Origin of the sequence: Parerythrobacter lacustris (genome assembly GCF_024626475.1) — a bacterium.
Taxonomy (GTDB): Bacteria; Pseudomonadota; Alphaproteobacteria; order Sphingomonadales; family Sphingomonadaceae; genus Parerythrobacter_A; species Parerythrobacter_A lacustris.
Map to the genome: position 1 here is coordinate 170,958 of NZ_JANKHH010000004.1, position 25,537 is coordinate 196,494.

The 25,537-nt window shown below is 61.9% G+C and carries 25 protein-coding genes and 1 tRNA gene; 16 read left to right on the forward strand and 10 right to left on the reverse strand.

Annotation, left to right across the window (positions count from 1 at the left end; all coding sequences use genetic code 11):
• Nucleotides 1-5: 5 nt before the first annotated feature.
• Complete coding sequence (locus NSO95_RS07375; protein WP_257595544.1) at nt 6-1,940, reverse strand: peptidylprolyl isomerase; 1,935 nt, start codon at nt 1,938-1,940, stop codon at nt 6-8.
• Between the two features lie 192 nt (nt 1,941-2,132).
• On the opposite strand from NSO95_RS07375, the gene tpiA reads away from it, so the two are divergent.
• From tpiA to pyrG, 3 genes are all read left to right on the forward strand, one after another.
• A complete protein-coding gene (gene tpiA, locus NSO95_RS07380; protein WP_257595545.1) occupies nt 2,133-2,903 on the forward strand; it encodes a triose-phosphate isomerase in 771 nt (256 codons plus the stop codon).
• A gap of 77 nt (nt 2,904-2,980) precedes the next feature.
• Nucleotides 2,981-3,310 carry a preprotein translocase subunit SecG gene (gene secG, locus NSO95_RS07385; protein ID WP_257595546.1) on the forward strand — a complete coding sequence of 110 codons (330 nt, stop codon included), beginning with the start codon at nt 2,981-2,983 and terminating at the stop codon, nt 3,308-3,310.
• A 90-nt stretch (nt 3,311-3,400) separates the two neighbouring features.
• Complete coding sequence (gene pyrG / locus NSO95_RS07390; protein WP_257595547.1) at nt 3,401-5,035, forward strand: CTP synthase; 1,635 nt, start codon at nt 3,401-3,403, stop codon at nt 5,033-5,035.
• A gap of 288 nt (nt 5,036-5,323) precedes the next feature.
• On the opposite strand, the gene NSO95_RS07395 is transcribed toward pyrG, so the two are convergent.
• Nucleotides 5,324-5,803, reverse strand: coding sequence for an Hsp20 family protein (locus NSO95_RS07395; RefSeq protein WP_257595548.1), 480 nt, complete (start codon nt 5,801-5,803; stop codon nt 5,324-5,326).
• A 166-nt stretch (nt 5,804-5,969) separates the two neighbouring features.
• On the opposite strand from NSO95_RS07395, the gene grxC reads away from it, so the two are divergent.
• From grxC to NSO95_RS07415, 4 genes are all read left to right on the forward strand, one after another.
• On the forward strand, nt 5,970-6,233 hold the full coding sequence (gene grxC / locus NSO95_RS07400) for a glutaredoxin 3 (RefSeq protein WP_257595549.1): 264 nt from the start codon (nt 5,970-5,972) through the stop codon (nt 6,231-6,233).
• Nucleotides 6,233-7,048, forward strand: coding sequence for a carbon-nitrogen hydrolase family protein (locus NSO95_RS07405; protein ID WP_257595550.1), 816 nt, complete (start codon nt 6,233-6,235; stop codon nt 7,046-7,048). The genes grxC and NSO95_RS07405 overlap by 1 nt, the downstream gene beginning before the upstream one ends.
• Before the next feature lie 6 nt (nt 7,049-7,054).
• The gene (locus tag NSO95_RS07410; protein ID WP_257595551.1) at nt 7,055-7,513 is read left to right on the forward strand and encodes a DUF1178 family protein; all 459 of its coding nucleotides are present in this window, start codon (nt 7,055-7,057) and stop codon (nt 7,511-7,513) included.
• Between the two features lie 37 nt (nt 7,514-7,550).
• Nucleotides 7,551-7,627: transfer RNA gene (locus tag NSO95_RS07415), tRNA-Arg, on the forward strand.
• Between the two features lie 126 nt (nt 7,628-7,753).
• On the opposite strand, the gene NSO95_RS07420 is transcribed toward NSO95_RS07415, so the two are convergent.
• From NSO95_RS07420 to hppD, 4 genes are all read right to left on the reverse strand, one after another.
• The gene (locus NSO95_RS07420) at nt 7,754-8,938 is read right to left on the reverse strand and encodes an MFS transporter (RefSeq protein WP_257595552.1); all 1,185 of its coding nucleotides are present in this window, start codon (nt 8,936-8,938) and stop codon (nt 7,754-7,756) included.
• Between the two features lie 102 nt (nt 8,939-9,040).
• A complete protein-coding gene (locus NSO95_RS07425) occupies nt 9,041-10,159 on the reverse strand; it encodes a hypothetical protein (RefSeq protein WP_257595553.1) in 1,119 nt (372 codons plus the stop codon).
• 138 nt (nt 10,160-10,297) lie between these two features.
• Nucleotides 10,298-10,861: a VOC family protein gene (locus NSO95_RS07430; RefSeq protein ID WP_257595554.1), complete on the reverse strand. Its 564-nt coding sequence runs from the start codon at nt 10,859-10,861 to the stop codon at nt 10,298-10,300.
• Nucleotides 10,858-11,958 (reverse strand): 4-hydroxyphenylpyruvate dioxygenase, encoded by a 1,101-nt coding sequence (gene hppD, locus NSO95_RS07435; RefSeq protein ID WP_257595555.1) that lies wholly within the window; start codon nt 11,956-11,958, stop codon nt 10,858-10,860. Before hppD ends, NSO95_RS07430 begins: the two co-directional genes overlap by 4 nt.
• A 127-nt stretch (nt 11,959-12,085) precedes the next feature.
• Here hppD and NSO95_RS07440 point away from each other — a divergent pair, with 127 nt between their 5' ends.
• The 4 genes from NSO95_RS07440 (at nt 12,086) to NSO95_RS07455 (ending at nt 16,223) form a co-directional block, all read left to right on the forward strand.
• Entirely contained in the window at nt 12,086-13,243 is a 1,158-nt protein-coding gene (locus tag NSO95_RS07440) for an acyl-CoA dehydrogenase family protein (RefSeq protein WP_257595556.1), read from the forward strand.
• Between the two features lie 52 nt (nt 13,244-13,295).
• On the forward strand, nt 13,296-13,616 hold the full coding sequence (locus tag NSO95_RS07445) for an FtsB family cell division protein (protein ID WP_257595557.1): 321 nt from the start codon (nt 13,296-13,298) through the stop codon (nt 13,614-13,616).
• Between the two features lie 135 nt (nt 13,617-13,751).
• Complete coding sequence (gene pdhA, locus NSO95_RS07450) at nt 13,752-14,852, forward strand: pyruvate dehydrogenase (acetyl-transferring) E1 component subunit alpha (protein ID WP_257595558.1); 1,101 nt, start codon at nt 13,752-13,754, stop codon at nt 14,850-14,852.
• 3 nt (nt 14,853-14,855) lie between these two features.
• Nucleotides 14,856-16,223 (forward strand): pyruvate dehydrogenase complex E1 component subunit beta, encoded by a 1,368-nt coding sequence (locus NSO95_RS07455; protein WP_257595559.1) that lies wholly within the window; start codon nt 14,856-14,858, stop codon nt 16,221-16,223.
• Nucleotides 16,224-16,266: 43 nt separating this feature from the next.
• Here the strand turns inward: NSO95_RS07455 and NSO95_RS07460 are convergent, their stop codons facing one another.
• From NSO95_RS07460 to NSO95_RS07470, 3 genes are read right to left on the reverse strand one after another with little or no spacing between them, the layout of a single operon-like run.
• A complete protein-coding gene (locus tag NSO95_RS07460) occupies nt 16,267-17,016 on the reverse strand; it encodes a TadE/TadG family type IV pilus assembly protein (protein ID WP_257595560.1) in 750 nt (249 codons plus the stop codon).
• On the reverse strand, nt 17,016-17,600 hold the full coding sequence (locus NSO95_RS07465) for a TadE/TadG family type IV pilus assembly protein (protein ID WP_257595561.1): 585 nt from the start codon (nt 17,598-17,600) through the stop codon (nt 17,016-17,018). The genes NSO95_RS07460 and NSO95_RS07465 overlap by 1 nt, the downstream gene beginning before the upstream one ends.
• The gene (locus NSO95_RS07470; protein WP_257595562.1) at nt 17,600-19,525 is read right to left on the reverse strand and encodes a VWA domain-containing protein; all 1,926 of its coding nucleotides are present in this window, start codon (nt 19,523-19,525) and stop codon (nt 17,600-17,602) included. The genes NSO95_RS07465 and NSO95_RS07470 overlap by 1 nt, the downstream gene beginning before the upstream one ends.
• 173 nt (nt 19,526-19,698) lie before the next feature.
• Between NSO95_RS07470 and NSO95_RS07475 the strand changes: the two genes are divergently transcribed.
• From NSO95_RS07475 to NSO95_RS07495, 5 genes are read left to right on the forward strand one after another with little or no spacing between them, the layout of a single operon-like run.
• Nucleotides 19,699-21,630, forward strand: a complete 1,932-nt coding sequence (locus NSO95_RS07475) for a TadE/TadG family type IV pilus assembly protein (RefSeq protein ID WP_257595563.1) — start codon at nt 19,699-19,701, stop codon at nt 21,628-21,630.
• Nucleotides 21,631-21,662: 32 nt separating this feature from the next.
• Nucleotides 21,663-22,229 (forward strand): TadE/TadG family type IV pilus assembly protein, encoded by a 567-nt coding sequence (locus tag NSO95_RS07480; protein WP_257595564.1) that lies wholly within the window; start codon nt 21,663-21,665, stop codon nt 22,227-22,229.
• A 47-nt stretch (nt 22,230-22,276) separates the two neighbouring features.
• Nucleotides 22,277-22,876, forward strand: coding sequence for a TadE/TadG family type IV pilus assembly protein (locus NSO95_RS07485; protein WP_257595565.1), 600 nt, complete (start codon nt 22,277-22,279; stop codon nt 22,874-22,876).
• 44 nt (nt 22,877-22,920) lie between these two features.
• Nucleotides 22,921-23,583 carry a hypothetical protein gene (locus tag NSO95_RS07490; RefSeq protein WP_257595566.1) on the forward strand — a complete coding sequence of 221 codons (663 nt, stop codon included), beginning with the start codon at nt 22,921-22,923 and terminating at the stop codon, nt 23,581-23,583.
• A 33-nt stretch (nt 23,584-23,616) separates the two neighbouring features.
• Nucleotides 23,617-24,084: an EF-hand domain-containing protein gene (locus NSO95_RS07495; RefSeq protein ID WP_257595567.1), complete on the forward strand. Its 468-nt coding sequence runs from the start codon at nt 23,617-23,619 to the stop codon at nt 24,082-24,084.
• Here the strand turns inward: NSO95_RS07495 and trmFO are convergent.
• On the reverse strand, nt 24,081-25,448 hold the full coding sequence (trmFO, locus tag NSO95_RS07500) for a methylenetetrahydrofolate--tRNA-(uracil(54)-C(5))-methyltransferase (FADH(2)-oxidizing) TrmFO (protein WP_257595568.1): 1,368 nt from the start codon (nt 25,446-25,448) through the stop codon (nt 24,081-24,083). The two genes, NSO95_RS07495 and trmFO, sit on opposite strands and share 4 nt — an antisense overlap.
• Between the last annotated feature and the right edge of the window lie 89 nt (nt 25,449-25,537).

Sequence of the window (25,537 nt, forward strand, 5' to 3'; positions counted from 1 at the left end):
CGCCCTTACTGCGCTTCGCCGACGAGTTGCTTGCGCACCGCTTCGATCCCGGCGTCGTTTTTCTCGACCCCCATCTCCTTGCGGATCGCGGCGCGCAACTGTTCGGAATATTCCTGCCCCGTCGCCTGGCTCAGTTCGGCGATCGTGCGCGCGAGGATCGGGTCGTTCGGTTCCACCTTGCCCGGCTCGATATTGTCCAGATCGATCACGAACCAGCCCGCGTTCTGCGGTGCTTCGAGCTTCTTGAAGGTCCCTTCGGCCATGCTGAACATCAGCGCCAGCGCAGGCGGAACGCGCTGGCCCGACTGTGCGAGCTGTTCGCGCGACAAGGTGATAGTGTCGACCCCGGGCAGCGGCTTCGACTCTTCGGCCATGGCCGCCGCAAGAGTCTTGCCCGCCTTGAGGCGGCCGAGAATCCGGTCGGCGGCCTGCTTCGCCAGCTTCCCGCCTTCGGCGATCTTCCAGTCGGCGATGACCCTTGCGCGGATATCGTTCAGCGGGGCCGCTGCCGAAGGGGTGATTTCCGCGACCTCGAAGATCAGGAACGCCTGCCCTGCGGCCAGTTCGACCAGTTGAGGCTCCTGCTCCTCCATATCGAACGCGGTTTGCAGCGCGGGAATGATGACCTGCGGGGCCTGCTCCTGCGGCTTGTCGTAGACGAGACCGCCTGCGGTAAGGGGCGCAGTCACCTCGAGCTTTCCACCAACTGCCTTGGTGATGTCGCTGATCGATGCGCCGTCGCTGATCTGGGCTTCGATATCGGCTGCGAGATCGGTCACCACGGTGCGGCGTTTGGAAACGCGCAGGGTCTCGCGGATTTCCTCGGTTGCCTGCGCGAGCGTCTTGCCGTCCTGCCGGTCGATCGAATCGACCCGCGCGACATGGAAGCCCAGCCCGCTGCGGGCAGGGGCTGCCGCACTTCCGCGCGGCGCTTCGAACACAGCCTTCGCGACGGCGGCTGAAGTCTGCGCGGCAAACTCCGCCTGCGTCAACGGGCCCAGCTTGGCGGTTTGCAGACCTGCCCCGCGCGCTTCCTGCTCGATCGTGCTTCCGCCGTTGACCTTGTTGCGGATCGATGTTGCCGCCTGCTGCGTCGGCACGATGAACTGCGTCACCGTACGGCGTTCGGTTGCCGCGAACTGCTTGCGATTGGCGTTGTAATAGTCGGCGATTTCCTTGTCGGTCGGTTCGCCCCGGGTGCCCAGATTGTCAATCCCGAAGGTGGCGTAGCGCATCGAGCGGCGCTCGGGTCGGACATAGTCGCCGCGATTCTTGTCGTAGAATGTCTTCAGCACTTGCGCAGACGGGTCCGAGCTTGGTGCGAAGGCGGTGCTGGGAATGACCGCTATCGATCCGCTGCGGGTTTCCTTGAGCAGTGCCGCATATTGGTTGGCGAAACTGGGAGGAGCCTTCGCGCCGAATGACGCAGGCAGAAGAAGTTGCCGGGCGAGCAGTCCTTCGCGCAGGTCTTCGCGGACGCTGGCGTCGGACAAGCCCTGGCTTGCCAGCGCCTGGCGATAGGCTTCCTGGTCGAAATTGCCGTCCGATCCGCGGAACGCAGGGATTTGCAGGATTTCGCTGTTGACGAGATTCTCGCCCGCCCGCAGGCCGAAATCTTCGGCGAACCCGGCAATCGAGGAGCGCTCGATGAGGGAGTCGAGTACCTCGTCCAGACCGCCTTGCTCGATATAGGCCGGCATCGACATCGTCGGGTTCTGCTGGCGGATATTGCGCAAGGCATTGTTGGCTGCTGCCACGAGATCCGACGAGCTGATCTTTTCGTCGCCGACTACGGCTACGCGCTCGCCCCCGGCGATGCCGCCAAACGTCCCGGTGCTCGCGACATCGCTAGTCGCGAAGGCGAAGCCGATCAGAATCACGAAACCGAGCGTGACCGGAATGCCAAGCTTGGATTTGAAGAAGTTACGGAAAATCTGCATGAAACCTGTCGATTCGCGATTGGTTGGGGGCGGTGGGATGGCCGCTTTCAAAGGCGCGCTTTATCTCCCCTGCGACTTGGCCGCAACACTTGCCGCTTTGTTTTGACCTCGCCGCCAACTCCGGCTAGCGGTCGCCTCGCCTGGCCCCATATAAGGCGGCTGCATACCTCTCTCAGAATTCGGGAATCCCCTATGGCCGAACGGCCCTATATCGTTGGCAACTGGAAAATGAACGGCACCCGCGCGATGCTCGCGCAGGCGCGTTCGATCGACCGCGCGGCGCAGAATCTCATGAAGGTGGAAGTCGCGCTGGCACCACCGTTTACCCTGATCCACCCCGTGCACCGCGAGGCCGAGCAGATCGGGGTGGGAGCGCAGGATTGTCACCCGCTGCCCGACGGCGCGCACACGGGCGACATCTCGGCGTCGATGGTTGCCGATGCCGGAGCGAAATTCGTTATCCTCGGCCACAGTGAGAGGCGACAGAACCACGGCGAGAGCAATGCCCTGGTGCGCGAGAAGGGCACCGCTGCGATCGATGCCGGTTTGCGCATTATCCTGTGCGTTGGCGAAACCGAGGAAACCCGCGATGACGGTAAGGCCGAGAGTTTCGTGACCCGCCAGTTCAAGGCCTCGCTGCCCGAGACGTTGGCTAGCCCCGAGGAAAGCCTGACCGTCGCCTATGAGCCCGTCTGGGCGATCGGCACCGGACGCACGCCGACAGTCGAGGAAATCGGGGCTATGCACCGCGCGATCCGCGCGACGCTGGTCGAGCTCTATGGCGAGGCGCAGGGAACCGCCGTCCGAATACTCTATGGCGGGTCGGTCAATGCTGAAAATGCCCGCGAATTGCTCGCCGCTGACGAAGTGGGCGGCGCGCTTGTCGGTGGCGCGAGCCTCACGGCCGAGAGCTTCCTCGGTATAGTGCTTGCGGCAGCCGAACGGCTTGATCAGCCCGCCTGATTTTGCCATCGCCCTATGCGCTTGCCGTTGTCGGTCGTGATGACTACATGCGGCGCGCACACAGACAGAGATATCCCATGTTCCTTTTCCTCACCGTCCTTCAGGTTATCGTGGCAGCCGCGCTTGTCGGGGTCATCCTCATGCAGCGCTCGGAGGGGGGCGGCTTGGGCGTCGGTGGCAATCCCAATGGAATGATGAGCGCGCGGGGGGCGGCAGATTTCCTCTCCCGTTCGACCAAATGGCTGGCGGTGGCTTTCGTGGCCCTTTCGATCGCGTTGGCTGCTTTGGCGGCGGGTAGCGATGAGACTCAGGAAATCACCACCACGATCGACCGGACGGTCGCCCCGGCGGCTCCGGCGCCCGCACCAGCTCCCGGTGGCGATCCGCTGGACGGCGCTGTCCGCTAAGCATATTTGTGTGACGCTTGTGGATTGACGCGCTTTGCCGCGCCAATCCGCTTGCGCCGAATCCGATTTGAAGCGTAAGGGCCGACTCCCATGGCGCGGTACATTTTTATCACCGGCGGCGTGGTCTCCTCGCTCGGCAAAGGACTCATGGCGGCATCGCTCGGTGCGTTGCTGCAGGCGCGTGGCTACAAGGTCCGCATTCGCAAGTTCGACCCCTATCTCAATGTCGATCCGGGGACGATGAGCCCCTATCAGCACGGCGAAGTCTATGTCACCGACGACGGGGCGGAGACCGACCTCGACCTCGGTCACTACGAGCGTTTCACCGGTGTCTCGGCGCGGCAGGCGGACAACGTCACCTCGGGGCGCATCTACCAGCAGATCATCGCCAAGGAGCGGCGCGGGGATTACCTTGGCGCGACCGTGCAGGTGATCCCGCATGTTACCGACGCGATCAAGGAATTCGCGCTGGCTGACCAGGGCGACCATGATTTCATCCTGTGCGAGATCGGCGGTACCGTCGGCGATATCGAGTCGCTGCCCTTCATGGAAGCGATCCGCCAGCTCAGGAACGAGCTGGAGCCGAACCAGACTTTGAGCGTCCATGTCACGCTGGTGCCCTATATCGCTGCGGCGGGGGAGCTGAAGACAAAGCCGACCCAGCATTCGGTGCGCGAACTCGCCAGCCTCGGTATCAAGCCCGATGTGCTCCTGTGCCGCGCCGAGCATCCGATCCCTGAGAGCGAGCGGCGGAAGATCGCCAATTTCTGCAACGTCCGCATGGAAGCGGTCATCCCCGCGCTCGACGCTCCGTCGATTTATTCGGTACCCCTGCAGTATCACAACGAAGGCCTCGACAGCGAAGTGCTGCGCGGCTTCGGCATCACCGACGCGCCCGAGCCCGATCTTTCGCGCTGGCTGGACGTGACCGACCGCTATTTCAATCCGGAAGGCGAAGTCACCATCGGCGTGGTCGGCAAATATGTCGGCCTGCAGGATGCGTACAAATCGCTCAATGAGGCGCTGATCCACGGCGGTCTGGCGAACCGGGTCAAGGTCAATATCCGCTGGATCGACGCCGAGGTGTTCGAAGGCGAGGAATCGGATATCGCGGCCAAGCTGGAGCCGCTGCACGGCATCCTGGTCCCCGGCGGATTCGGCGAACGCGGCAGCGAGGGCAAGATTGCCAGCGTCAAATTCGCTCGCGAGCGTGATGTGCCATTCCTCGGCATCTGCCTGGGGATGCAGATGGCCTGCATCGAGGGCGCACGCCTCGCCGGGCTGGAGAAGGCATCTTCGACCGAATTCGGCCCGACCCAGGAACCGGTGGTCGGGATCATCACCGAATGGATGAGTAAGGAAGGCCTCCAGACGCGTGAGGCGGGCGGCGACCTTGGCGGAACGATGCGGCTTGGCGCCTATCCGGCCATGCTCGCCGGAAACAGCCATGTCAGCACGATCTATGGCGGTGCGAGCGAAATTTCAGAACGCCATCGCCATCGCTACGAGGTCAACGCGGCCTACCGCGAGCCGCTCGAACGCACTGGCCTGGTTTTTTCGGGCATGTCACCCGATGGCCTGCTGCCGGAAATCGTCGAGCGGCCCGATCATCCGTGGTTCGTAGGGGTGCAATACCATCCCGAACTCAAGTCCAAGCCGTTCGATCCGCATCCGCTGTTCAGCGGCTTCATCGCTGCCGCGCTTCGGCAGTCCCGGCTGGTATAAAAGCGACAATTTCATAACATACTTTATCTTTCGGCAAAAATGGCGCAGAGCGTCGCCGAGGACGTGCCTGCCATCGACGTAGTTCGATGGCGGAATGCTTTCACGCAATAGGCTTGTTCCGGTCTTGACCGTCTTCTGCGACCCGGACGGTCATCTCCGGACAAGGCGGCGTACAAGCGTCGCGGGGGCGAGCCTTCGGGTTCGCCCCCTTTGCGTTTCAGCAGCTCTAGGAAGCGGCCCGCGCTCCGATTGGGGAGGCGGGCCGGTCCGATTTCAAATTTGGTTGTGTCAGGCAGCGTTGGCTTCGTCGCTCGCCTTGCTGCCTTCGATTACCGACAAACCGGACTGACCGTTGACCGCGATCTTCTTCGGTTTCATCGCTTCCGGCACTTCCCGCACGAGGTCGATCGCCAGGAGGCCGTCTTCCAGCCCGGCATTCTCGACCCGGACGTAGTCTGCCAGCTCGAACCGGCGCTCGAAGCCGCGATTGGCGATGCCGACGTGCAGCATTTCACCGGCGATCTCGCTTTCGTCGCGCTTTTTCCCCTGCACCACGAGCAGGTTCTGCTGAGCGGTGATATCGATATCGGCGGGCTTGAAGCCGGCTACGGCCAGCGTGATGCGGTACTCGTCATCGCCACGGCGCTCGATGTTGAAGGGTGGGTAATTATCACCGGAGTTGGCACGGGCCTGGTTTTCGAGGATATCGAACAGGCGGTCGAAACCAACGGTCGAACGGCGATAGGGGGTAAAATCAAAACGTGACATCGAAACAAATCCTCCATTGAGCAATCTGACTGTCAGGAGCGCCCGGAGACCGGCGCGCTCCACTGATCGGTCGCAAACCCGTTGCGGCGTTTGCTTCCAATAACCAGATAAGGCGCACAAGCGGTAATTCAAGATCTGTCAAGACACTGAAGCTGAAGGATAAAGTATGAGTGCCTCGGAAGTTGTCATCTACACCAAATTCGGCTGCGGGTTTTGTTATCGCGCAAAGCGGCTGCTCGAAAGCAAGGGCGTGGCCTTTGCCGAGCACGACATCACGATGGGCGGCCCGAAGCGAGATGAGATGCTGCAACGCGCGCCCGGTGCGCGCACGGTCCCGCAGATTTTTGTCGGGCAGACACACGTCGGCGGTTCGGACGATCTCCATGCGCTCGAGCGTGAAGGCAAGCTCGACGCGTTGCTCGCCGGGTAGTGCCCAGGGTCGCGATCTTTCAGGCGAATACCGGGATCGATCCGGCCCGCAATGCTGTGGCGCTTCGCAGCGCAATTACCACAGCGGCGGACGGCGGGGCGACGATGTTGTTCACTCCGGAAATGTCGGGCCTGCTCGATCGGGACCGGAAGCGCGCCACGGCGCATGTGGTTGCCGAAGGGGAGAACCCGGTGCTGGCTGCGGCATGCGACGGCGCCGCACAACACGGCCTCTGGATCGCGCTCGGTTCGCTGGCAGTAGCGGGTGACGGTGAGCGTTGGGCCAATCGCAGCTTCGTGATCGATGATGCGGGTGCGATTGTCGCCCGCTACGACAAGATGCATATGTTCGATGTCGACCTGGCCGATGGTGAAAGCTGGCGGGAGTCCAATGCCTACGCGCCCGGATCCGAGGTCGTGACGGTCGAGACCCCGGTGGGCCGATTGGGCCTGACCGTTTGCTACGACATTCGCTTTCCCGCGCTATTCGACGCGCTGGGCCGCGCCCGGTGCGATGTTATCGCCATCCCCGCCGCCTTCACCCGCCCGACCGGGCGCGATCACTGGCATCTGCTCCAGCGGGCGCGGGCGGTCGAAGCGAGCGCGTTCGTCGTCGCGGCAGCGCAGGTGGGGGAGCACGAGGACGGACGTCAGACCTATGGCCACAGCCTTGCGATCGATCCCTGGGGCAAGGTGCTGCTCGATATGGGAGGAGAGGCTCCGGGTGTCGGCTTCGTCGATCTCGACCTCGGGCGCATCGCCGAAGTGCGGCAGCAGGTCCCGAGCCTTGCCAACCGGCGCGAAATGCCCAAGTAGCGCAGCATGATCGTATTCGACCTCCATTGCGACCACGGCCACAGGTTCGAAGGCTGGTTCGGCTCATCTGACGACTTTGCCAGCCAGCAGGATCGCGGACTGGTCGCCTGTCCTGAATGTGGCTCCGCCGCAGTTGGGAAGGCACCAATGGCGCCAGCAGTTCCGCGCAAGGGTAACAGTGTGGAGCAAGCGGTTCGCACTGCGTCGATGACCAGTGGTGAAATCCCGGCGGAAGTCCGCAAGGCCATGAAGGCGCTCGCCGAGGCCCAGATGAAAGCGCTGGCAAAAAGCAAATGGGTCGGTGACGAATTCGCCGAGGAATCGCGCGCGATGCATTATGGTGAAAAGGATCTGGAAGCGATCCACGGCAAGGCGACGCTGAAGGAAGCGAAGGAACTGCTCGACGAGGGCATCGAGGTCGCGCCGTTGCCGTTCCCGATTGCCGAGCCGGACAAACTCAACTGATTGAACCTGCCCGAAGCGCTGCTATGGAGCGCGAGGCGCGCCCGTAGCTCAGCAGGATAGAGCACCAGATTCCTAATTTGGGGGCCACAGGTTCGAATCCTGTCGGGCGCACCATTGCGGTTCATCCCGCAAGGGGTGATCCGCAATGGTGGGGCCATGCAGGTTCGGACCCGGAATCGAGGCGCAGCCGAGATGAACGAGCCCGCAGGGCGAGGACAATCCTGTCGGGCGCTCCAACTCTTAACTCTGGCCGAAGCGCTTCCAGCCGATAAACGTCAGGAGCGTTGCCGCAGCCGAGGTCAATCCAAGCAGGACGCAAATCCCGGCCCAGTGATAATGGTCGTAGACCCAGGTCCCGGCGATGCTGCCAATCCCGCCACCGATGAACATCATGACGACGTAGATCGTGGTCAGCCGGGTTCGCAAGGCCGGCTCGAGGGTCAGGTAGGTCATGCGGCTCGTCACGTCGATCGCCGGTCCGACGAGATTGCCGATGAACATGGGTATCAACAGCAACCATAGCGAGCCGCCGAGGGGATAGAACAGCAGCAGGCCGCCCAGCTGGATGACTGCGAACACCAGACGCGCCTTGCGCGCGCCTATCCGATCCGCCCACCGGCCGAGCCGCGGGGTCGAGGCGATGCTGACCGCAGCAATCGCGGCGAGATAGCCTACCGTATCGACGCCATATCCCATTTCCGGGCTGGTCAGATGCAGCGCCAGGCCAAGCCACAGCGCGATGAATGCACCGAAATTGAGCGCTTGAATCGCTCCCGACAACAGGACCTCTGGGTGCTGCCGCATCAGGGGGAACAGCGACAGGACGAGCCGGTGGTAGGGGGTCGCGGCGGCAGGCTCGGTCCGCCGCTCCTGCATCAGGAACGGCAGGGCAAGCGTGATCGCTGCCATCAGCCCGGTCGCGATCCAGTAAACCACGCGCCAGCCATACATTTCGGTCACGATGCCCGCTCCGACCCGGGCTACGAGAATGCCGAGGATTACGCCAGCCGTCAGCAGCGCGGTAATCTGCCCGAGGCGCTCGGGCGCGACGCGCTTCGATGCGTAGGCAGGCAACAGGTACGGCGCAATGGTGAAGAAGCCGAGGACCGTCGATCCGGCGGTGAAGAGGGCAAAGTCCTGTGCCAGCGCCATGACCAGCAGTGAAAGCGTCTGTCCGGCGACGAAGATGATTGTCAGCCGCTTGTTCGAAAAGCGATCGCCCAGCGGCAGAAGCAGGAAGATACCGATCGCAAGCGCAAGCTGGTTGAGCGCGGGGACTAAACCGATCTCGGCCTGGCTGACGCGGAAATAGCTCGCGACATCGCTGACGATCGGATGGATGTAATAGGCGTTGGCCGTGACCACCGCTGCGACGACGGTAAGCGCGATTTCCTGCGACCGCGTCAGGCGGTGATCGTCATTCAACGAATTTGCCCAAGTCCGCCCATGCCGGCGAGGCTTAGGGGTGCCGGTTCGCAATGACCATCGGCAAGTTGGCAATCGCCTAAACGATTGCTGTGCGGGGACTCAATGAGGCTTCAGCACATAGACCGGGCCGATATCGACCGCCTGTTCCATTTCGCCGAGTTCGAGGACAACTTCACCTGTGCCGGCGGCAACCGCCGCAGGCGCGCGGGTCCTGACACGGATGAGCTGCCAATTCGGTCCGACTTCCATCCGGTTCTCGGCAAAACGGGATTTACCTCCTTCGCCATGCTCGACGCTGATGCCGATCAAGGCCTTTCCGGTCGGGGTTGTAGCGGAAACGGTGCACGCGGCGATGGCGATCTGGAATTCGTCCCCTTCGGCGAGCGCTTCGCCAATCGGAATCCTGACGGTGACGCCTGGGCCGTTGGCGGAACCGGCGGTCGAGACCAGCTTGGTTGCCTTGCCCAGCCAGATCCCCGGCTCGTCCCGCGGTTCGCTCAAGCCTGAAACCGCCGTAATTGTCCACTCCCGCGAACGCGGATCGTTCAGCAACTTGCCCTGGCCCGCTAGTGGCGGAGGGATCAGGTTTTCGACCGTCGGCGCAAGTACGGTGGGGGCGGGGGTGGAAACGGGGGTGCCCTCGATCGTCGAAGCGCCGCTGACGACGATGGCCTGCCCGATCTCGAGGATCTGTTTCGTCCGCCCGAATTGAATTGCGACAATTCCGTCTTTGCGGCGGAGTTTCTGCTCCACCGGCGCGGTCACCTCGTACCAGTCCCATTCGGTTCCGATCTCGAGGGTCTTCTCGCCGAAGCCGGGGTAGGGCGGCGCATCCTGCTGGAACCGGACGCGCACGACGCCTCTGCCATCGGGCGTACTCGCCTCTACGGTTCGGGCCCAGAAACCGATCGTGATCACATCGCCGCGATCGACATCGCGGATGAGCGGGATGTTGGTCCCCGAAGTGTAGATGAATTCGGTCGCCCGGTTGATATGGAACCGACGCGCGGCGCCCCCACCGGGAATGCTCTCATCGACGATCGACTCGGCGTAGAAGTCCGGCCCGTAGCTGTCCCAATCGATCCGTGAGGGATCGCTCACCAGCTCGCCCGGCAGCTGCTCGTCCAGCGCCTTGAGTTCGGGCGAGAGCGACTGGGCCCCAGCTGGTGACGGTACCAGCGCAATAACCGCCAATGCCGACAGCGAGGCGAGCAGCATGTGCCCGATATTCCGGGAAGATTTGTGTTGCACTCGAACTCTCCGCTCCCAACCGAGATTGAGAACGTTAACATTCCGTCCGATGGAAACGCAAGAGTGAAATAGGGTGGGTCTTACACCACGAATTGAGAAGCAGTGTCAGCTGACCCCGTGTTCCTTGCGGGCAATCTCGTGCAGCCAGTCGGCGTGGCGTGGCGCCTTCTTGGTCTGGCTCCATTCGTCGAGCATCATCGGCGCGACACGCTTGAGCTCGGCGTATTGTTCATCGGTGCCGATATCGGTCGCCAACTCGACCCGGTGGCCATTGGGATCGAAGAAGTAGATCGACTTGAAGATGCCGTGATGCGTCGGGCCGAGTACGTCGATACCGAGGCTTTCGACATGGTCCTTGGCCGCAAGCAGTTCTTCTTCCGAGCCGACCTTGAACGCCAGATGCTGCACCCAGGCAGGGGTATTCGCATCACGCCCCATCTCGGGCTGGTTAGGCAGTTCGAAGAAAGCGAGGATATTGCCGTTCCCGGCGTCGAGGAACACATGCATGTAGGGGTCATAGGCGCCGGTGGAGGGCACGTGGTCCTCCGCAAAGGCTGTGGTGTAGTCCATGCCCAGCACCTTGCCGTACCACTCGACGGTCTCTTTCGCGTCCTTGCAGCGATAGGCGGTGTGGTGGATACCGCCCAACTTTACCGGATGCGCAGTCATTCAGCCGGCTCCTCGATCTTGAGCGCGCCGCGCTTGATCTGGTCGCGTTCCATGCTTTCGAACAGCGCCTTGAAGTTGCCTTCGCCGAAGCCCTCGTCGCCCTTGCGCTGGATGAATTCGAAGAACACGGGCCCGACCTGCGCCTCGGCGAAGATCTGGAGCAGGAGGCGCGGCTGGCCGCCTTCTGTCGTGCCATCGAGCAGGATGCCGCGCGCCTTCAACTGGCTTTCAGGTTCGCCATGGCCGGGCAAACGCTCTGACAGCATCTCGTAATAGGTTTCCGGAGGGGCGGTCATGAACTGCACGCCTAGCTGCTTGAGATTGTCCCAGCAGGTGAGCAGGTCGTCGCAAATCAGCGCGATGTGCTGGATGCCTTCACCGTTGAACTGCTTGAGGAATTCCTCGATCTGGCCTTTGCCGCCTTCGCCTTCTTCGTTGAGCGGGATGCGGATCTTGCCGTCGGGCGCGGTGAGCGCCTTGGAGGTGAGCCCGGTGTACTCGCCCTTGATGTCGAAGAAGCGGATTTCGCGGAAGTTGAACAGCGTCTCGTAATAGTCCGCCCAGTACTTCATGCGTCCATTGTAGACGTTGTGGGTCAGGTGATCGATCAGCTTGAAGCCTGCGCCGACCGGGTGCTTCTCGGCACCGGGCAGATACTCGAAATCGATGTCGTAGATCGACAGACCCTGACCGTCGTCACCTTCGTAGCGATCGATCAGGTAGACGATCGCGCCACCGATGCCGCGGATCGCGGGGATGTGCAATTCCATTGGGCCGGTTTGCACCGCCACCGGCTCCGCCCCGCGTGCGAGCAGTTCGGCATAGGCCTTGCGTGCGTCGCGAACGCGGAAAGCCATACCGCAGGCAGACGGCCCATGTTCGCGGGCGAAAAACCACGCGGCGCTCTTGGGTTCATAGTTGAGGATCAGGTTGATCTGCCCCTGCCGCCATAGCTGCACATCTTTCGAGCGGTGATTGGCGACGTGGGTAAAGCCCATTGCCTGGAATACCGGTTCGATCGCGCCCTTCTCCGGGGCGCAGAACTCGACGAACTCGAATCCGTCGAGGCCGATGGGGTTCTCGAAAAGGTCGGGCATGGGCAGGTTTCCTCTCAAACTGGTTTCAGTTGTAACCAATTGCCGGGTCAATTGCAAGCTCGCTTCCCGTTTGACTCGTCGTCGCGCACCGCTAATCGCTCCAGCGGTAACGTCGAGAGGTAAGCATATGCAGGAGCGCGAGGATCTCGCCGAAATTCGCCGGGCGGTTCGCGCGCTATGCGAGGAGTTTCCCGGAGAGTACTGGCGCGAAAAGGATCGGGAGCGTGCCTATCCCGGCGAATTCGTCGATGCGCTGACCCGGGCCGGTTTCCTCGCTGCACTGATCCCCGAGGAATACGGCGGCAGCGGTCTCAAGCTCGATTCTGCAGCGGTGATCATGGAGGAAATCCAGGCGGCCGGCTGCAACGGCGCGGCTGCCCATGCGCAGATGTATGTCATGAACACGCTGCTGCGATACGGCAGCGAGGAGCAGAAGCGGACCTATCTGCCCGGAATCGCCGCAGGCGAATTGCGGTTGCAGGCCTTCGGTGTGTCCGAGCCGACGAGCGGGACCGATACGCTTTCGCTCAAAACCCGCGCCGTGCGCGACGGCGACGAGTACGTGATCAACGGGCAGAAGATCTGGACGAGTCGCGCCGAACATTCGGATTTGATGGCGTTGCTGGCGCGCACGACGCCGCGTGACCAGGTGGCGAGCAAGACCGAAGGCTTGTCGCTGTTTCTCGTCGACATGCGAAAAGCGGTCGGCAACGGCATGACGATCAAGCCAATCCGCACGATGATGAACCACTCCACGACCGAGGTGTTCTTCGACGAGTTGCGCATTCCCGCCAGCGCGCTGATCGGCGAGGAGGGGAAAGGGTTCCGTTACATCCTTTCAGGGATGAATGCCGAGCGTATCCTGATCGCCGCCGAGTGCATCGGCGATGCAAAGTGGTTCATCGAGCGAGCAACCGGTTATGCGAAAGAGCGCAGCGTGTTTGGCGCACCGATCGGGAAAAATCAGGGAATCCAGTTTCCTATCGCGCGTTGTTACGCCCAGATGCGGGCGGCGGAGCTGATGGTCCACCATGCTGCCGAGGTGTATGATCGGGGTGGAAACGCCGGGGCCGAAGCCAATATGGCCAAGATGCTGGCGTCCGAGGCGAGCTGGGCTGCGGCGGACATGTGCGTGCAGACACATGGCGGTTTCGGCTTCGCCGAGGAATACGATGTCGAGCGCAAGTTCCGCGAAGCCAGGCTCTACACTGTCGCGCCCATCTCGACCAACCTGATCCTCAGCTATCTCGCCGAACACGTACTCGGCCTGCCGCGTTCCTACTGAAATTCAGAAATACCGCTTGATCTGCTGATTCAATTATGATTCTAGTGTAATCGTGACGCGTGAGGGACATCGGATAAGACTGCGCAAGGAGCAGCTCGTTCAAGGTGCGGCGCTGTGTCTCCTGCTGTTCCTCGCTGGCCTGGCCATCGCAGGGCCTAGTGGTTTGCTGGCATGGAGCGAGAATTCGCGACTGCTCGATCAGCGTAACGCTCAGGTCGTCGCCCTCATCGTGGAACGCGACCGCCTGCAGAATCTCGTTGACCTGCTCAACCCAGCGAATGCCGATCCCGATCTGGTCGGCGAGCTGCTGCGGCAGAACCAGAATATGGTTCACCCAGACGAAGTTGTGCTGACCCTGCCGGAAAGCGAATAGGCGCTTCCATCCAATCCAATGGTTGTGCGATTTCGTATGCACGGGCCATCGGCCCGTTGCGTGACGCTACGTCTTGGGCCAATAGGCTGTGACGCGCCGCAATCGGCCCAACGACACGAACAGGGAAAATACGCCTTGGCAAAAGAACCACGGACCAGAAAAGCTCCAGCCAAGGCGAAGGCGTCGGTAACGGCCAAGCCGACGGCCGCGCCGGATGATTTCATTCTGCACTCGCTGCAGGAAACCCACGAAAAGTCGCGGAAATACGATGCCAGCACGGAAGAAATGCTGCATTTCTACGAGCAGATGCTGCTCATCCGCCGGTTCGAGGAAAAGGCCGGGCAACTCTACGGTCTCGGCCTGATCGGCGGGTTCTGCCATCTCTACATCGGCCAGGAAGCGGTCGCGGTCGGCCTCCAGTCGGCGCTGACCGAGAAGCTGGACAGCGTCATCACCGGTTATCGCGATCATGGGCATATGCTGGCCTATGGGATCGATCCCAAGGTCATCATGGCTGAGCTCACCGGGCGCCAGGCTGGCATCTCGAAGGGCAAGGGCGGCTCGATGCACATGTTCAGCACCGAGCATAAATTCTACGGCGGCCACGGCATCGTCGGTGCGCAGGTCGCGCTGGGCGGCGGGCTGGCGCTGGCACACCAGTACAACGAAGACGGCGGGATCTGCCTTGCCTATTTCGGTGACGGTGCATCGAACCAGGGCCAGGTGTACGAGACGTTCAACATGGCGGCGCTGTGGAAGCTGCCGATCGTTTTCGTGATCGAGAACAATGGCTACGCCATGGGCACTGCAGTCAAGCGCGGCTCGGCCGAAACCGAATTCCACCGCCGCGGTACGGCCTTCCGCATACCCGGAATGGATGTGAACGGGATGGATGTGCTCGAAGTGCGCAACGCAGCGGAGATCGCTTTCAAGCATGTGCGCGAAGGCAACGGTCCGGTGCTGATGGAACTCAACACCTATCGCTATCGCGGCCACTCGATGTCGGATCCGGCAAAGTATCGTACTCGCGAGGAAGTGCAGGAACAGCGCGACCAGCATGACCCGATCGATGGGCTTAAGAAGGTCCTGCTCGAACACGGCAAGACCGAGGAGGATATCAAGGCAATCGACAAGGATATTCGCAAGATCGTGGCAGAAGCGGCTGATTTCTCGGAAAGTTCGCCCGAGCCCGATCCGGCCGAACTCTACACCGATGTGCTGGTGGAGGAGTATTGAGCCATGGCGATCGAACTAAAGATGCCCGCGCTTTCGCCGACCATGGAAGAGGGCACACTCGCCAAATGGCTCAAGGCCGAGGGTGACGAAATCGCTCCGGGCGACATCATCGCCGAGATCGAGACCGACAAGGCGACGATGGAATTCGAAGCCATCGACGAAGGTGTGCTGACCAAGATTCTTGTCGCCGAGGGGACAGAGAACGTCGCCGTAGGAACGGTCATCGCGATGATCGCAGGCGAAGGCGAGGAAGACGCTGCACCGACACCGGCAGCAGCCCCGGCACCCACTCCCGCGCCGACCCCGGCGCCTGCCGCAGAGAAATCGAAGCCGGAACGCCCGAAGTCCGAACCGAAGGCCGATCCGGCCATCCCCGCCGGCACCAATATGGCCAGCGTGACCGTGCGCGAAGCCCTGCGTGATGCCATGGCCGAGGAGATGCGCCGCGACGAGCGCGTGTTCATCATGGGCGAGGAAGTTGCGCAATACCAGGGCGCCTACAAGGTAACCCAGGGCCTGCTAGACGAATTCGGGCCGAAACGCGTGATCGACACGCCGATCACCGAGTACGGTTTCGCGGGTATTGGCACCGGCGCGGCGATGGGCGGCCTCAGGCCGATCGTCGAGTTCATGACCTTCAACTTCGCCATGCAGGCGATCGATCACATCATCAACTCGGCGGCGAAGACCAACTACATGTCGGGCGGCCAGATGCGCTGCCCGGTGGTGTTTCGCGGCCCCAACGGCGCGGCCAGCCGGGTCGGCGCGCAGCACAGCCAGAACTACGGCCCGTGGTACGCCAGCGTGCCGGGGCTGATCGTGATAGCGCCCTACGATTCATCCGACGCCAAGGGCCTGATGAAGGCTGCGATCCGCTGCGAGGACCCGGTGGTGTTCCTCGAGAACGAGCTGGTTTACGGCAAGAGCTTCGAGCTGCCCGAACTCGACGATCATGTGTTGCCGATCGGCAAGGCGCGGATTGTTCGCGAGGGTTCCGACGTCACCATCGTCAGCTATTCGATCGGCGTCGGTTTTGCACTCGAAGCAGCCGAAACGCTGGCGGGCGAGGGGATCGAGGCGGAAATCATCGATCTGCGCACGCTGCGCCCGCTCGACAAGCAAGCGATCCTCGACAGCCTCGCCAAGACCAACCGCCTGGTCATCGCGGAAGAAGGCTGGCCGGTGTGTTCGATCGCTTCCGAGGTCATCGCGATCTGCATGGAAGACGGCTTCGACCATCTCGATGCCCCCGTCCTGCGGGTATGCAACGAGGACGTACCGTTGCCTTACGCAGCGAACCTGGAGAAGCTGGCGCTGATCGATGCATCGCGAATTGCCGAGGCCGTTCGAAAGGTCTGCTACAAAGGTTGATCGAATTGCGCGAGCGGCCCGGTCAGGGCTCCTCGCCGCTTGATTATCCGCCGCCGCCGAACCAGTTCCAGTTCCATCCACCGGATTTGGAAGCGGGAAGGCTGGGCTTCGTTTTGTATCCGCCGAAGTTGCTGCACGCCGCAACGGGATCCGGGTCGCCCGGATCGGCTTGGTAAATCTGGGTAATGTCGCGGCTGTCGCGGACATTGAACGACGAGAATACCGTGATTTCGCGGTCGGTGATGAAGGCATCGGTCACGACTGGCTGATAAGTGTAGGATATCTCGACGAAGATCACTGCTTCGCCAGGCATGGCGATGACCTGCTCACCGGGCGGTCCCATGCCAAGAAACGACGGGTCGCCTTTCCCGTCTCCCTCTTCACCGTAGCTCGATGTGAAGGCCTTCTTGCCCATGCAGCGCTGCCAGTGGATGTATTGCTGCGTGTCGGAGGGATCGTCGGGATCGACCTCGAGACTGCTCACGATCACCCGGCCGTATTCCATCAGGTCGATCTTGTCGCCGGCTTGCAGGTCGACCCCATAGAGCAAATCGTTGAGGTCGGCCTCGTAGATTTTTCGGTCCACGAGGGTGCTTGTGTCCCCTACACGCGAGGCATTGTCTGCCACATGCATGGCCGCCTGGCTGATCTCCATGTGAACGATGGCATAGTTCGCCATTTCGAGGCCGTAGAGACCTACTGTCAGCATCAAAGGTGCGGCCAGCGCGAACTCGGTCATCGCTACTGCAGCCGTGTCGCGCTTCAAGCGCCGGAGGAAAATGCGCGATACCATCAGCCGCAGTTCCCGAAGCCGCTCTTGTCGATCGTCTGCGAGAAGGGCTGGTTGCGCAGCACCGTGGTCGTCGAAGTGCGGAAATTCGGCGAGATCCCGATGAAGGCCGCCAGCGGGAAGGCGCGCGGATATTCTACCACGACTTCGTAAAGCACAGCATCACGCGCGCTGCCTTGACCGCTCGTTCCGCGGTCCTGGTCCCAAGTCCCGTTGCCGTTGGTATCTTCGTAGGGCTCGCCGTCATTGCAGGTACCGTCGCCATTGACGTCGGTGAAATCCTCGGGCCGCGAAACATCGCTGAATTCCGAATAGGCGGTGCGCTTGAATGTCAGTTTGGCGTCCGGAGCGATATCCTTGACCGCTTCGGTTACCTTGGCATCGAGCACCACCGCCGTTGCGCCTTCGATGGTGGAATTGCGCGCGGATTGCTGGACTGCGCCGGTAAGCTGGGTGTTGGTGTACATATTGTACGACATGTCGAACAGGCCGACGAGCATAAGACACAGCGTTGGCGCGATCAGTGCGAATTCGACCAGCGCCGCACCTTCGTTGTCGCGCCTGAGGTAGGAAAGCAGGCGGGTCATCATTCGGTGATCCGCAAGTCGGCCATCTGCTTTGCGATCGAGATGAAGGCTTCGTTCAATTCGGTCGAATTAGAAGCTTCGAAATAGCGGCCCGTTCCGGCGCAGTCGACCATCGCCTGGTTGACCGTGGTCCCGAAGGCAATGGTCCAAACCGTGATGTTGCGCTTTTTGGCTTCGAGGCATGCCACCTTGAAACGTTGCTCGACATGGCTGGCGAGGGTGCGCGTGTCGTCGCGGCTCCATCGGCGCTGGTCAAGCGCGTCGACGCCGTAAGCACCATAGGCGATGTCGTAAGGCTCGGTCTGTCCGTCGGTCAGGAAGATGATGTGACGCGTGCGGGCCCCGCCGCTGGTTCCGCCGTTTTCCGACGCGAAGAGCCCGGTCGGCGAGATCAGTCGCGCTCCCCAGATCATCCCGATATCGTGATAGGTTGCGCCCATCGGGACGAGCGTATCGAGATAGGCGTTGAGTTCGTCGGTCTTCATCGGCGCCAGCTTCTGCGCCTTCCCCGTAGGGCAATCGGAAAACCACCAATTGCCGGTGTCGGCGTACTCATTATCCGAAACCACCTGCTTGGTCGAAATCGTGCCCGTCCCGTTCATCGCGATTTCGCGGACGTAGATCTTGGCGGGATACATCGGGCGCCACTGCGTATCGGAATCGCCGGGTGTCGGTACGGTGTCGATGTCGAGATCCATCGCCTTGTCCAGATTGACAGCAGCGTAATCGTTGATCTGGTAGGTGCTCCGTTCCTCTACGCAGCCCTTGGTTTCCGCACGCCAGTTCGAGACATCGCTTTGGATCGGCGCATAACGCCAGTTGGCGATCAGCTCGGGCACGGCGGCCACACGCTCGAAATCCTGCACGTAATTGCTCGAGTCGAGATACTGGAGCTCGCAGGTCGTGCCTTTGAGTCGCGTCCGGTAACGTCGGCCGTTTTCGGTGCCGCGCATCGGCTGGATGGTTAGAACCGCAGGAGGAGATGCCTGAATTTCGACGCGCTGCGCGCCATTTTTGGCTTCTGTCCAAACAAGCGTATCGGCCGGTTGCGCGCCGTCACAGGTATACCAGCCACCTGTGTCGCCCGAGCCGGATTCGTGGTAGGTCGCAGCATAGGTGGCGGACACGTTCCAGTCGTTCCAGTCGCCGCGCGTGCCCGAGACTTCGGTCCAGTTGCGTTCGTAGGTGTCGCCCTCGATGCCCACGGAGTATCCAGCCTCAATCCGGCTCTGGTAGGTCCACTCGTCGGTGACCCACTCGTCCTTGAGCAGGTGGCCGACATTCACATTGGTGGCATAGGGCACGAAGCCATAGCGCACTTCCGAGCCCGGCGCGCGCGACGACTCGAGCTCGGCATGGAAGTTGCGGATGACCTGCTTCATCGAGTCGATCCGCGAGAGCGAGTCCCCCGGATTGGTGTGGCGCATTGAGCCCGTGACATCGAGCACCATCATCACATCGACGGCCGAGAAGTTGAGGTTGGCCTCGCACTCGACCGCGACCGGAATTTCCTCGAAGCCGAAGACCCCCATGATCGTGGTCGGGACATCGACCGACGCGGTCCCGGCGATCGAAAAATCGCTGTTGAGTGTCATCCGGAACTGGCGATTGTCGGTGCCGTAGATGCCGCTGCGATAATTGATGTTGAAGAAGCGGTTGCCCATGGTGGCGACATCGCTCGGGACCGATCCCGTCACCACGGCGGTCGTGCCGAGCTTCTTGCGCGCTGCCAGCACGCCGGCGTCGCAGGCCTGCTGGAGGCGACTTTCCGCAAGATAGGCGCGGCCCATGTCCACGCCACCACCAACGATTCCGAGGAGCGGAAGGATCGCCGCCGCGAGCAGGGCAAGCGTATTGCCCGACGCATCGCGCGCCAGTCTGGCCATCGTGCCAGGGGTCCGGAATGTCGGTTCTTGCCCACTCATACTGCCAGCGCATACGCGCAGGAGATGGCCGCATGGCAAACGATTTTGGTTAATATTTCCGATATTTATGAAAGGCTGGCGGTTTAGGAATTGTTTAATCTTCGGCGGTAATCCGGGACGCTCTCAATGGGGCAATTCCGCTTATGGACAACGCACGCCGGACCCGATTCGCTATGCGCATCCTTCGTTTGTTCAAGGATCGCGCAGGGAACGTCTTCCCGCTCGCTGCGGTGGGGCTGATCGTGCTTGCCGGCATGGTCGGCGGCGGGGTCGATATTTCGCGCGCCTACATGGCGCAGAACCGTCTGCAGAGCGCATGCGACGCGGGCGTGCTGGCCGGGCGCAAGGCGGTCGGCAGCGACGGCTATGACGAAGATGCGGAAGAGCAGGCGGACACATTCTTCGACACCAATTTCGACGCCAGCGAGCAGGGCGTGACCGGCCTGGTTTTCGAAACCGATTCCGAGGATGAGGGCAACACGGTCGAGGGCACCGCGTCGGCCACCATGGAAACCGCGGTGATGAAGCTGTTCGGTTTCGAAAGTATGCCGATCGCGGTCGAATGCAGCGCTTCGATGTCGATCGGCAACAGCGATGTGATGATGGTGCTCGACACCACCGGCTCGATGGACTGGGCCGTCAGCAGTTCGGACAGCACAAAGCGTATCGTTGCGCTGCGTTCCGCGATGAAGAGCTTCTTTGACACGCTGGATACTGCCGCGTCAGGTGGTAACGGCCGCATTCGCTATGGCTTTGTGCCTTACAGCTCGGCGGTCAACGTCGGCCAGCTGCTATACGATGAGGACCCGGCGTATCTCGCTGACAGCTGGACCTACCAGTCGCGCGAACCCCAGTATCGCACCGTGACGCACCAGACGCTCTCGGGCTACGAACCGCCCTACTATACGAACGACACCGGCTACAGCAGCATCAGCAACGGAAGCTGGAATTACTACGGCAGCAGCAATTACAGGAACAAGAGCACCTGCGAAAACAACATGCCCTCGGCCACCAACTGGGCCAATCAGGGGAGCAGTTCGACCGACACCACGACCTATATCGACTCACAACAGCGACGCATCACCCGTACAACAGTGACCCAGGGACAACGGCGAACCGACTACGATTGCTCCAAGAGCGGCAGTCGCTGGTACGTGATCTACCGCAACCAGGATCGCGACTATTACCAGCACAGCTACGCGATCGAGGACCCAATCTTCACCACCACTACCTCCACTGTGTTCGACCATTGGTTGTACAAGGCAGTCGCCTACGACACGAGTTCGTTCAAGACATTTGCCGCAGTCAGTACGCCGACCGGCACTGACGGTGCCAATGCCAGCTCGACCTGGGCCGGGTGCATCGAAGAACGCACTACCGTGTCCGATGACACTTTCAGCTTCTCCAAGATCAGCGGGATGTCGCCAGCTGCGGCATTCGACCTCGATATCGATTCGGCACCCGACAGCGCAGCGACGAAATGGGGGCCGATGTGGAGCCAGATCAGTTACTACCGGACGACCAGCAACACCAACTATCTGACCAGCGCCTCGACATCGTTCTACGGTCGCAAGGCAAGTGCGGCATGCCCTGTCGGCGCGCAGCTGTTCGCCGAAATGACCGAGGAAGAGTTCGACGCCTATGCCGATTCGCTCACGCCCACCGGCGGGACCTATCTCGATATCGGCATGATCTGGGGCGCCCGCCTCGCATCGCCAGACGGGATTTTCGCCGACAATGTGAACGATGCTCCGGCGAATGGCGGCTCGGTCGCCCGGCACATCATCTTCATGACCGATGGCGAGATGGACACCGGCTACACTAGCCACACCAGCTACGGGATCGAGTATCATGATCGGCGGATCACCGACGATGGGTATTCCGAGCAGGACGAGCGTCACAGCTCTCGCTTCCTCGCCGTGTGCGAAGCCGCAAAGGCCAAGGGTATCCGCATCTGGGTGATCGCTTTCGGCGCCGCACTCACCTCGGACCTCGAAACCTGCGCGTCGCCGGACAGCTCCTTCACCGCGGCCAACTCGGCATCGCTCAACGAAGCGTTCCAGTCGATCGGCAAGGTTGTCGGCGAGTTGCGGGTCACGCAATGAACGGATGCAATCGCCCCCCACTTTCCCGGTTGTTGCGGGACGACAGCAGCGGCGCAGCGCTCATGGAGTTCGGCCTCGTCGCGCCGATCTTCATGTTCCTGCTGCTGTCGCTGTTCGATCTCGGGCAATGGATGTACGCCCGTTCGATCCTCGACGGGGCGGTGCAGGTTGCGGCGCGTTCCAGCTCGTTGGAAGTTGGCGACACGACTGCCGCTGACGCCCATGTGTCGGAAATGGTCAAGCGCATCACGCCCGATGCGACCGTGGTTGCAAGCCGCGTCAGCTATTTCGACTTCGCAGATGTCGACCGGGCCGAAAAGTGGAACGACGAGGACAACAGCGGCGACTGCAACGACGGCGAAGCCTTTACCGACGAGAACGGCAACGGTGCCTGGGATGCCGATATCGGCGTCAGCGGCAACGGCGGTGCCGGAGATGTTGTCGTGTACACGGTAACAGTGAATTACGAGCCTTCTTTCGCAATGCCGCTGCTCCCGCATATCGGTGAGACACGCAAGCTCGAGTCCACCGCAATGACCAAGAACCAGCCATTTGCCTTGCAAACCGGCTACACTGCGGAGGCCGGCACATGCGACTGAGCTTCCGACCATTCTTGCGCCTATGGCGCTCGACTGATGCCATCGCCTTGACCGAGTTTGCTTTCGTCCTGCCGGTATTGCTGGTGATGGGCCTCTACGGGGCGGAGATCGCCCGGATGGCCATGACGCGCACGCAGATCAGCCAGATTGCTCTCTCGGTGGCGGACAACGCTTCGCGCCTCGGCCAGACCGACAACAGCGGCGTCACGCCGACCATCACTGAAACCGATGTGGATGCCATCCTCGACGGCGCAATCCGTCAGGGCAACACGATCGATCTCGAAGAGAATGGCAGGATCATCCTCTCTAGCCTCGAGTACGACGGCTTCTCCGAACGCCAGTACATCCATTGGCAACGCTGTCGGGGCGACGCCGAAATCGATTCCGAATATGGTGACGATGGTGCCAACAGCGGTCTGACAGGCGATGTCCTGACCGGAATGGGCAGCGGCTCATCGAAGGCCACCGCGAGTCCGGGAACCGCAGTCATGTTCGTTGAAATCGAGTATACCTATAGCGCGTTGTTCGAAAATCCCTTCGGCTCTGGCGACCAGACCCTTCGCTCGGAGGCAGCTTTTCTGATCAGAGACGACCGCAACCTGACACCTGGCCTCACCGGCGGAAGCAGCAACTCGGAGTGTGACTAGGGCTCCGTCTTGACTCGCACGCTGGGCGAAGCCACGCGATTGCGATGGAACTGCAACCCACCGATGCGCTTCCGCTGCCGCAGCGTCTCGCGCTGGCGCACGCTCCTGCAGACCTGAAACCCGCTGCACTCGCGGCCTTTGCGCTCGATACGCGACTGGCCAAGTTCGTCGCCCAGGCCAGCGAGCCCCTCGTCGGGCAGCTCCGGCTGGCGTGGTGGCGGGAGCAGCTGTGCAAGCCGGTCGGTGACAGGGCCTCGGGCGATGTCATCCTCGACAGTCTCTCTGCACATTGGGGGGCAGCGAGCTGCGAGCTGACCGCATTGGTGGACGGCTGGGAACGGATGCTGGACGAACCGCCGTTGCCGGAAACAGCCATCGACGAATTTGTCAGCGGTCGGGCCACGATGTTCAGCGGGCTTGCCGCACTGGCGGGACACGGTGAGGGCGCGGCAGTCGCTCGCGAGAGCGGCCGGCAATGGGCTTTGGCCGATCTGCTGGCGCATGTCTCAGGGAGCGAGCGCGACGCGATTATGGCCGCATCGCCGAACATCGCCCACGGCCGCGATACGAGATTGCCCCGCAACCTGCGTCACCTCGCCATTCTCGGCTCGCTGGGACGCAGGGCCATTGTGCGCGGCGGCGGGCCGCTCATCGCGGGCCGGCGCGACTTGCTACATATCATGCGGCTTGGCATGTTCGGGCGCTAGGCTATTCTGGTGCCCTTGCAGGGGGGGTGTCGCATGAACCGCATTTTGCTTGGAGCTTTTGGTGCACTCGTGCTCGTCGGCGTCGGCCTGTTCTGGTGGCAGGGCAGGGCGGCAGTCGAACAGGGCGCACCGCCGCCCGATCCCGCCGCGCTAGCCGATCCGAACGCGGAGCCGGAAATTCCGGTGGCCGATGCCGCTAACATGCGCGGCCCCGCTCCGCCGGAAGCGTCCGAACTGTCGCGCGAGCAGCGGCGGTTTTTTCGTTACGATCGCAATCGCGACCTGCGCATCACCCGCAACGAGATGCTCGCCACCCGGACCAATGATTTCCGCAAGCTCGACAAGGATGGCAACAACCTGCTGACCTTCGAGGAATGGGCCGTGACCACCGCGACCCGGTTCGATCAGGCAGACGCCAACAAGGATCGTGAGCTGTCACAGGCCGAATTTGCCAAAACCGCCCCCAAACGCAGCGCGCGCAAGCCCGCGTGTCGCTGCTAGGCGAGGGCACGCTCCAGCGATTCCATCCACGTGCCGAAGTCGGCCTTCCCGCGTGAGGTGTAAGCTTCCTTGCGGGACTTCTTCTTCACCTCGTGCATCGGCTCGAACAGGCCGAAATTGATGTTCATCGGCTGGAAGGTCGCGGCCTCCGCATCGCCGGTGATATGCGCCAGCAGCGCGCCCATCGCGGTCGTGCGCGGCGGCGAAGTCCAGCGATCGCCGGCAAGCTCCGCCGCCGTCATCATTCCGGCGAGCAGGCCGACCGCCGAACTTTCGACATACCCCTCGCAGCCGGTGATCTGTCCGGCAAAACGGATATGCCCCGCACCTTTCAGGCGCAGTTGCCGGTCGAGCACGATCGGCGAGTTGATGAAGGTGTTGCGATGCAACCCGCCGAGCCGCGCAAACTCGGCATTCTCGAGGCCGGGAATCGTCCGGAACAGCTCGACCTGCGCGCCGTATTTCATCTTGGTCTGGAAGCCGACCATGTTCCACAAGGTGCCGAGCTTGTTGTCCTGCCGCAACTGCACCACGGCATAGGGCCAGCGGCCTTGCGGATACTCCGGGGTGACATCACGCGGATTGTCCAGCCCGACCGGCTTCATCGGTCCGAAGCGCAGTGTCTCGACCCCGCGCGCAGCCATCACCTCGATCGGCATGCAGCCATCGAAATAAGGGGTGTCGGCTTCCCATTCGCGAAACTCGGTCTTCTCGGCATCGAGCAGACCTTGGTGGAAAGCAAGGTATTGCTCCTTCGTCATCGGGCAGTTGATGTAGTCGCCATCCTCGTTGGATGCCTCGGTCCGCTTGTTCCAGCGCGACTGGATCCAGCAGATGTCCATGTCGATGCTGTCACGGTGAACGATCGGGGCAATCGCGTCGAAAAAGGCGAGCCGATCCTGTCCGGTAGCCCCGACGATGCTTTCGGCGAGCGATTGCGCGGTCAACGGCCCGGTAGCGACGATGGTCAGACCGGCTTCGGGAAGCGTATTCACTTTCTCGCGCACGACAGAAATCGTCGGGTGCTGTTCGAGCGCCTTCTGGACCTCCGCGGAGAACACGTCCCGGTCGACCGCCATCGCTGATCCGGCAGGGACGCGGGCAACTTCGCCTGCCCGCATTACCAAGGAATCGAGCCGCCGCATCTCATGATGCAGCAGGCCAACGGCGTTCTTTTCGTCGTCGTCGGAGCGGAAACTGTTCGAACAGACCAGCTCGGCCAGACCATCCGTCTGATGGGCGGGTGTGGTTTCACCGGTCCCCCGCATTTCGGACAGGCGCACGCGGTGGCCGCGCTGCGCCAACTGCCACGCAGCTTCGCAACCCGCGAGGCCGCCGCCAATGATGTGAACGTCGTAATCCATGGCTTGCCCATAGTGCCCGGGCCGCATTCGGCAACACCCTGTCGTCTTGGCCGTAAAAAGCCGCTACCGCTGCAACAGCAACTACAATT

What these genes read in the sequence shown, in the direction of transcription:
- NSO95_RS07375 (WP_257595544.1), bottom strand. Translation starts at nt 1,940, where the DNA reads ATGCAGATTTTCCGTAACTTCTTCAAATCCAAGCTTGGCATTCCGGTC.
- tpiA (WP_257595545.1), top strand. Translation starts at nt 2,133, where the DNA reads ATGGCCGAACGGCCCTATATCGTTGGCAACTGGAAAATGAACGGCACC.
- secG (WP_257595546.1), top strand. Translation starts at nt 2,981, where the DNA reads ATGTTCCTTTTCCTCACCGTCCTTCAGGTTATCGTGGCAGCCGCGCTT.
- pyrG (WP_257595547.1), top strand. Translation starts at nt 3,401, where the DNA reads ATGGCGCGGTACATTTTTATCACCGGCGGCGTGGTCTCCTCGCTCGGC.
- NSO95_RS07395 (WP_257595548.1), bottom strand. Translation starts at nt 5,803, where the DNA reads ATGTCACGTTTTGATTTTACCCCCTATCGCCGTTCGACCGTTGGTTTC.
- grxC (WP_257595549.1), top strand. Translation starts at nt 5,970, where the DNA reads ATGAGTGCCTCGGAAGTTGTCATCTACACCAAATTCGGCTGCGGGTTT.
- NSO95_RS07410 (WP_257595551.1), top strand. Translation starts at nt 7,055, where the DNA reads ATGATCGTATTCGACCTCCATTGCGACCACGGCCACAGGTTCGAAGGC.
- NSO95_RS07425 (WP_257595553.1), bottom strand. Translation starts at nt 10,159, where the DNA reads ATGCTGCTCGCCTCGCTGTCGGCATTGGCGGTTATTGCGCTGGTACCG.
- NSO95_RS07430 (WP_257595554.1), bottom strand. Translation starts at nt 10,861, where the DNA reads ATGACTGCGCATCCGGTAAAGTTGGGCGGTATCCACCACACCGCCTAT.
- hppD (WP_257595555.1), bottom strand. Translation starts at nt 11,958, where the DNA reads ATGCCCGACCTTTTCGAGAACCCCATCGGCCTCGACGGATTCGAGTTC.
- NSO95_RS07440 (WP_257595556.1), top strand. Translation starts at nt 12,086, where the DNA reads ATGCAGGAGCGCGAGGATCTCGCCGAAATTCGCCGGGCGGTTCGCGCG.
- NSO95_RS07455 (WP_257595559.1), top strand. Translation starts at nt 14,856, where the DNA reads ATGGCGATCGAACTAAAGATGCCCGCGCTTTCGCCGACCATGGAAGAG.
- NSO95_RS07460 (WP_257595560.1), bottom strand. Translation starts at nt 17,016, where the DNA reads ATGGTATCGCGCATTTTCCTCCGGCGCTTGAAGCGCGACACGGCTGCA.
- NSO95_RS07465 (WP_257595561.1), bottom strand. Translation starts at nt 17,600, where the DNA reads ATGACCCGCCTGCTTTCCTACCTCAGGCGCGACAACGAAGGTGCGGCG.
- NSO95_RS07470 (WP_257595562.1), bottom strand. Translation starts at nt 19,525, where the DNA reads ATGAGTGGGCAAGAACCGACATTCCGGACCCCTGGCACGATGGCCAGA.
- NSO95_RS07475 (WP_257595563.1), top strand. Translation starts at nt 19,699, where the DNA reads ATGCGCATCCTTCGTTTGTTCAAGGATCGCGCAGGGAACGTCTTCCCG.
- NSO95_RS07490 (WP_257595566.1), top strand. Translation starts at nt 22,921, where the DNA reads ATGGAACTGCAACCCACCGATGCGCTTCCGCTGCCGCAGCGTCTCGCG.
- NSO95_RS07495 (WP_257595567.1), top strand. Translation starts at nt 23,617, where the DNA reads ATGAACCGCATTTTGCTTGGAGCTTTTGGTGCACTCGTGCTCGTCGGC.
- trmFO (WP_257595568.1), bottom strand. Translation starts at nt 25,448, where the DNA reads ATGGATTACGACGTTCACATCATTGGCGGCGGCCTCGCGGGTTGCGAA.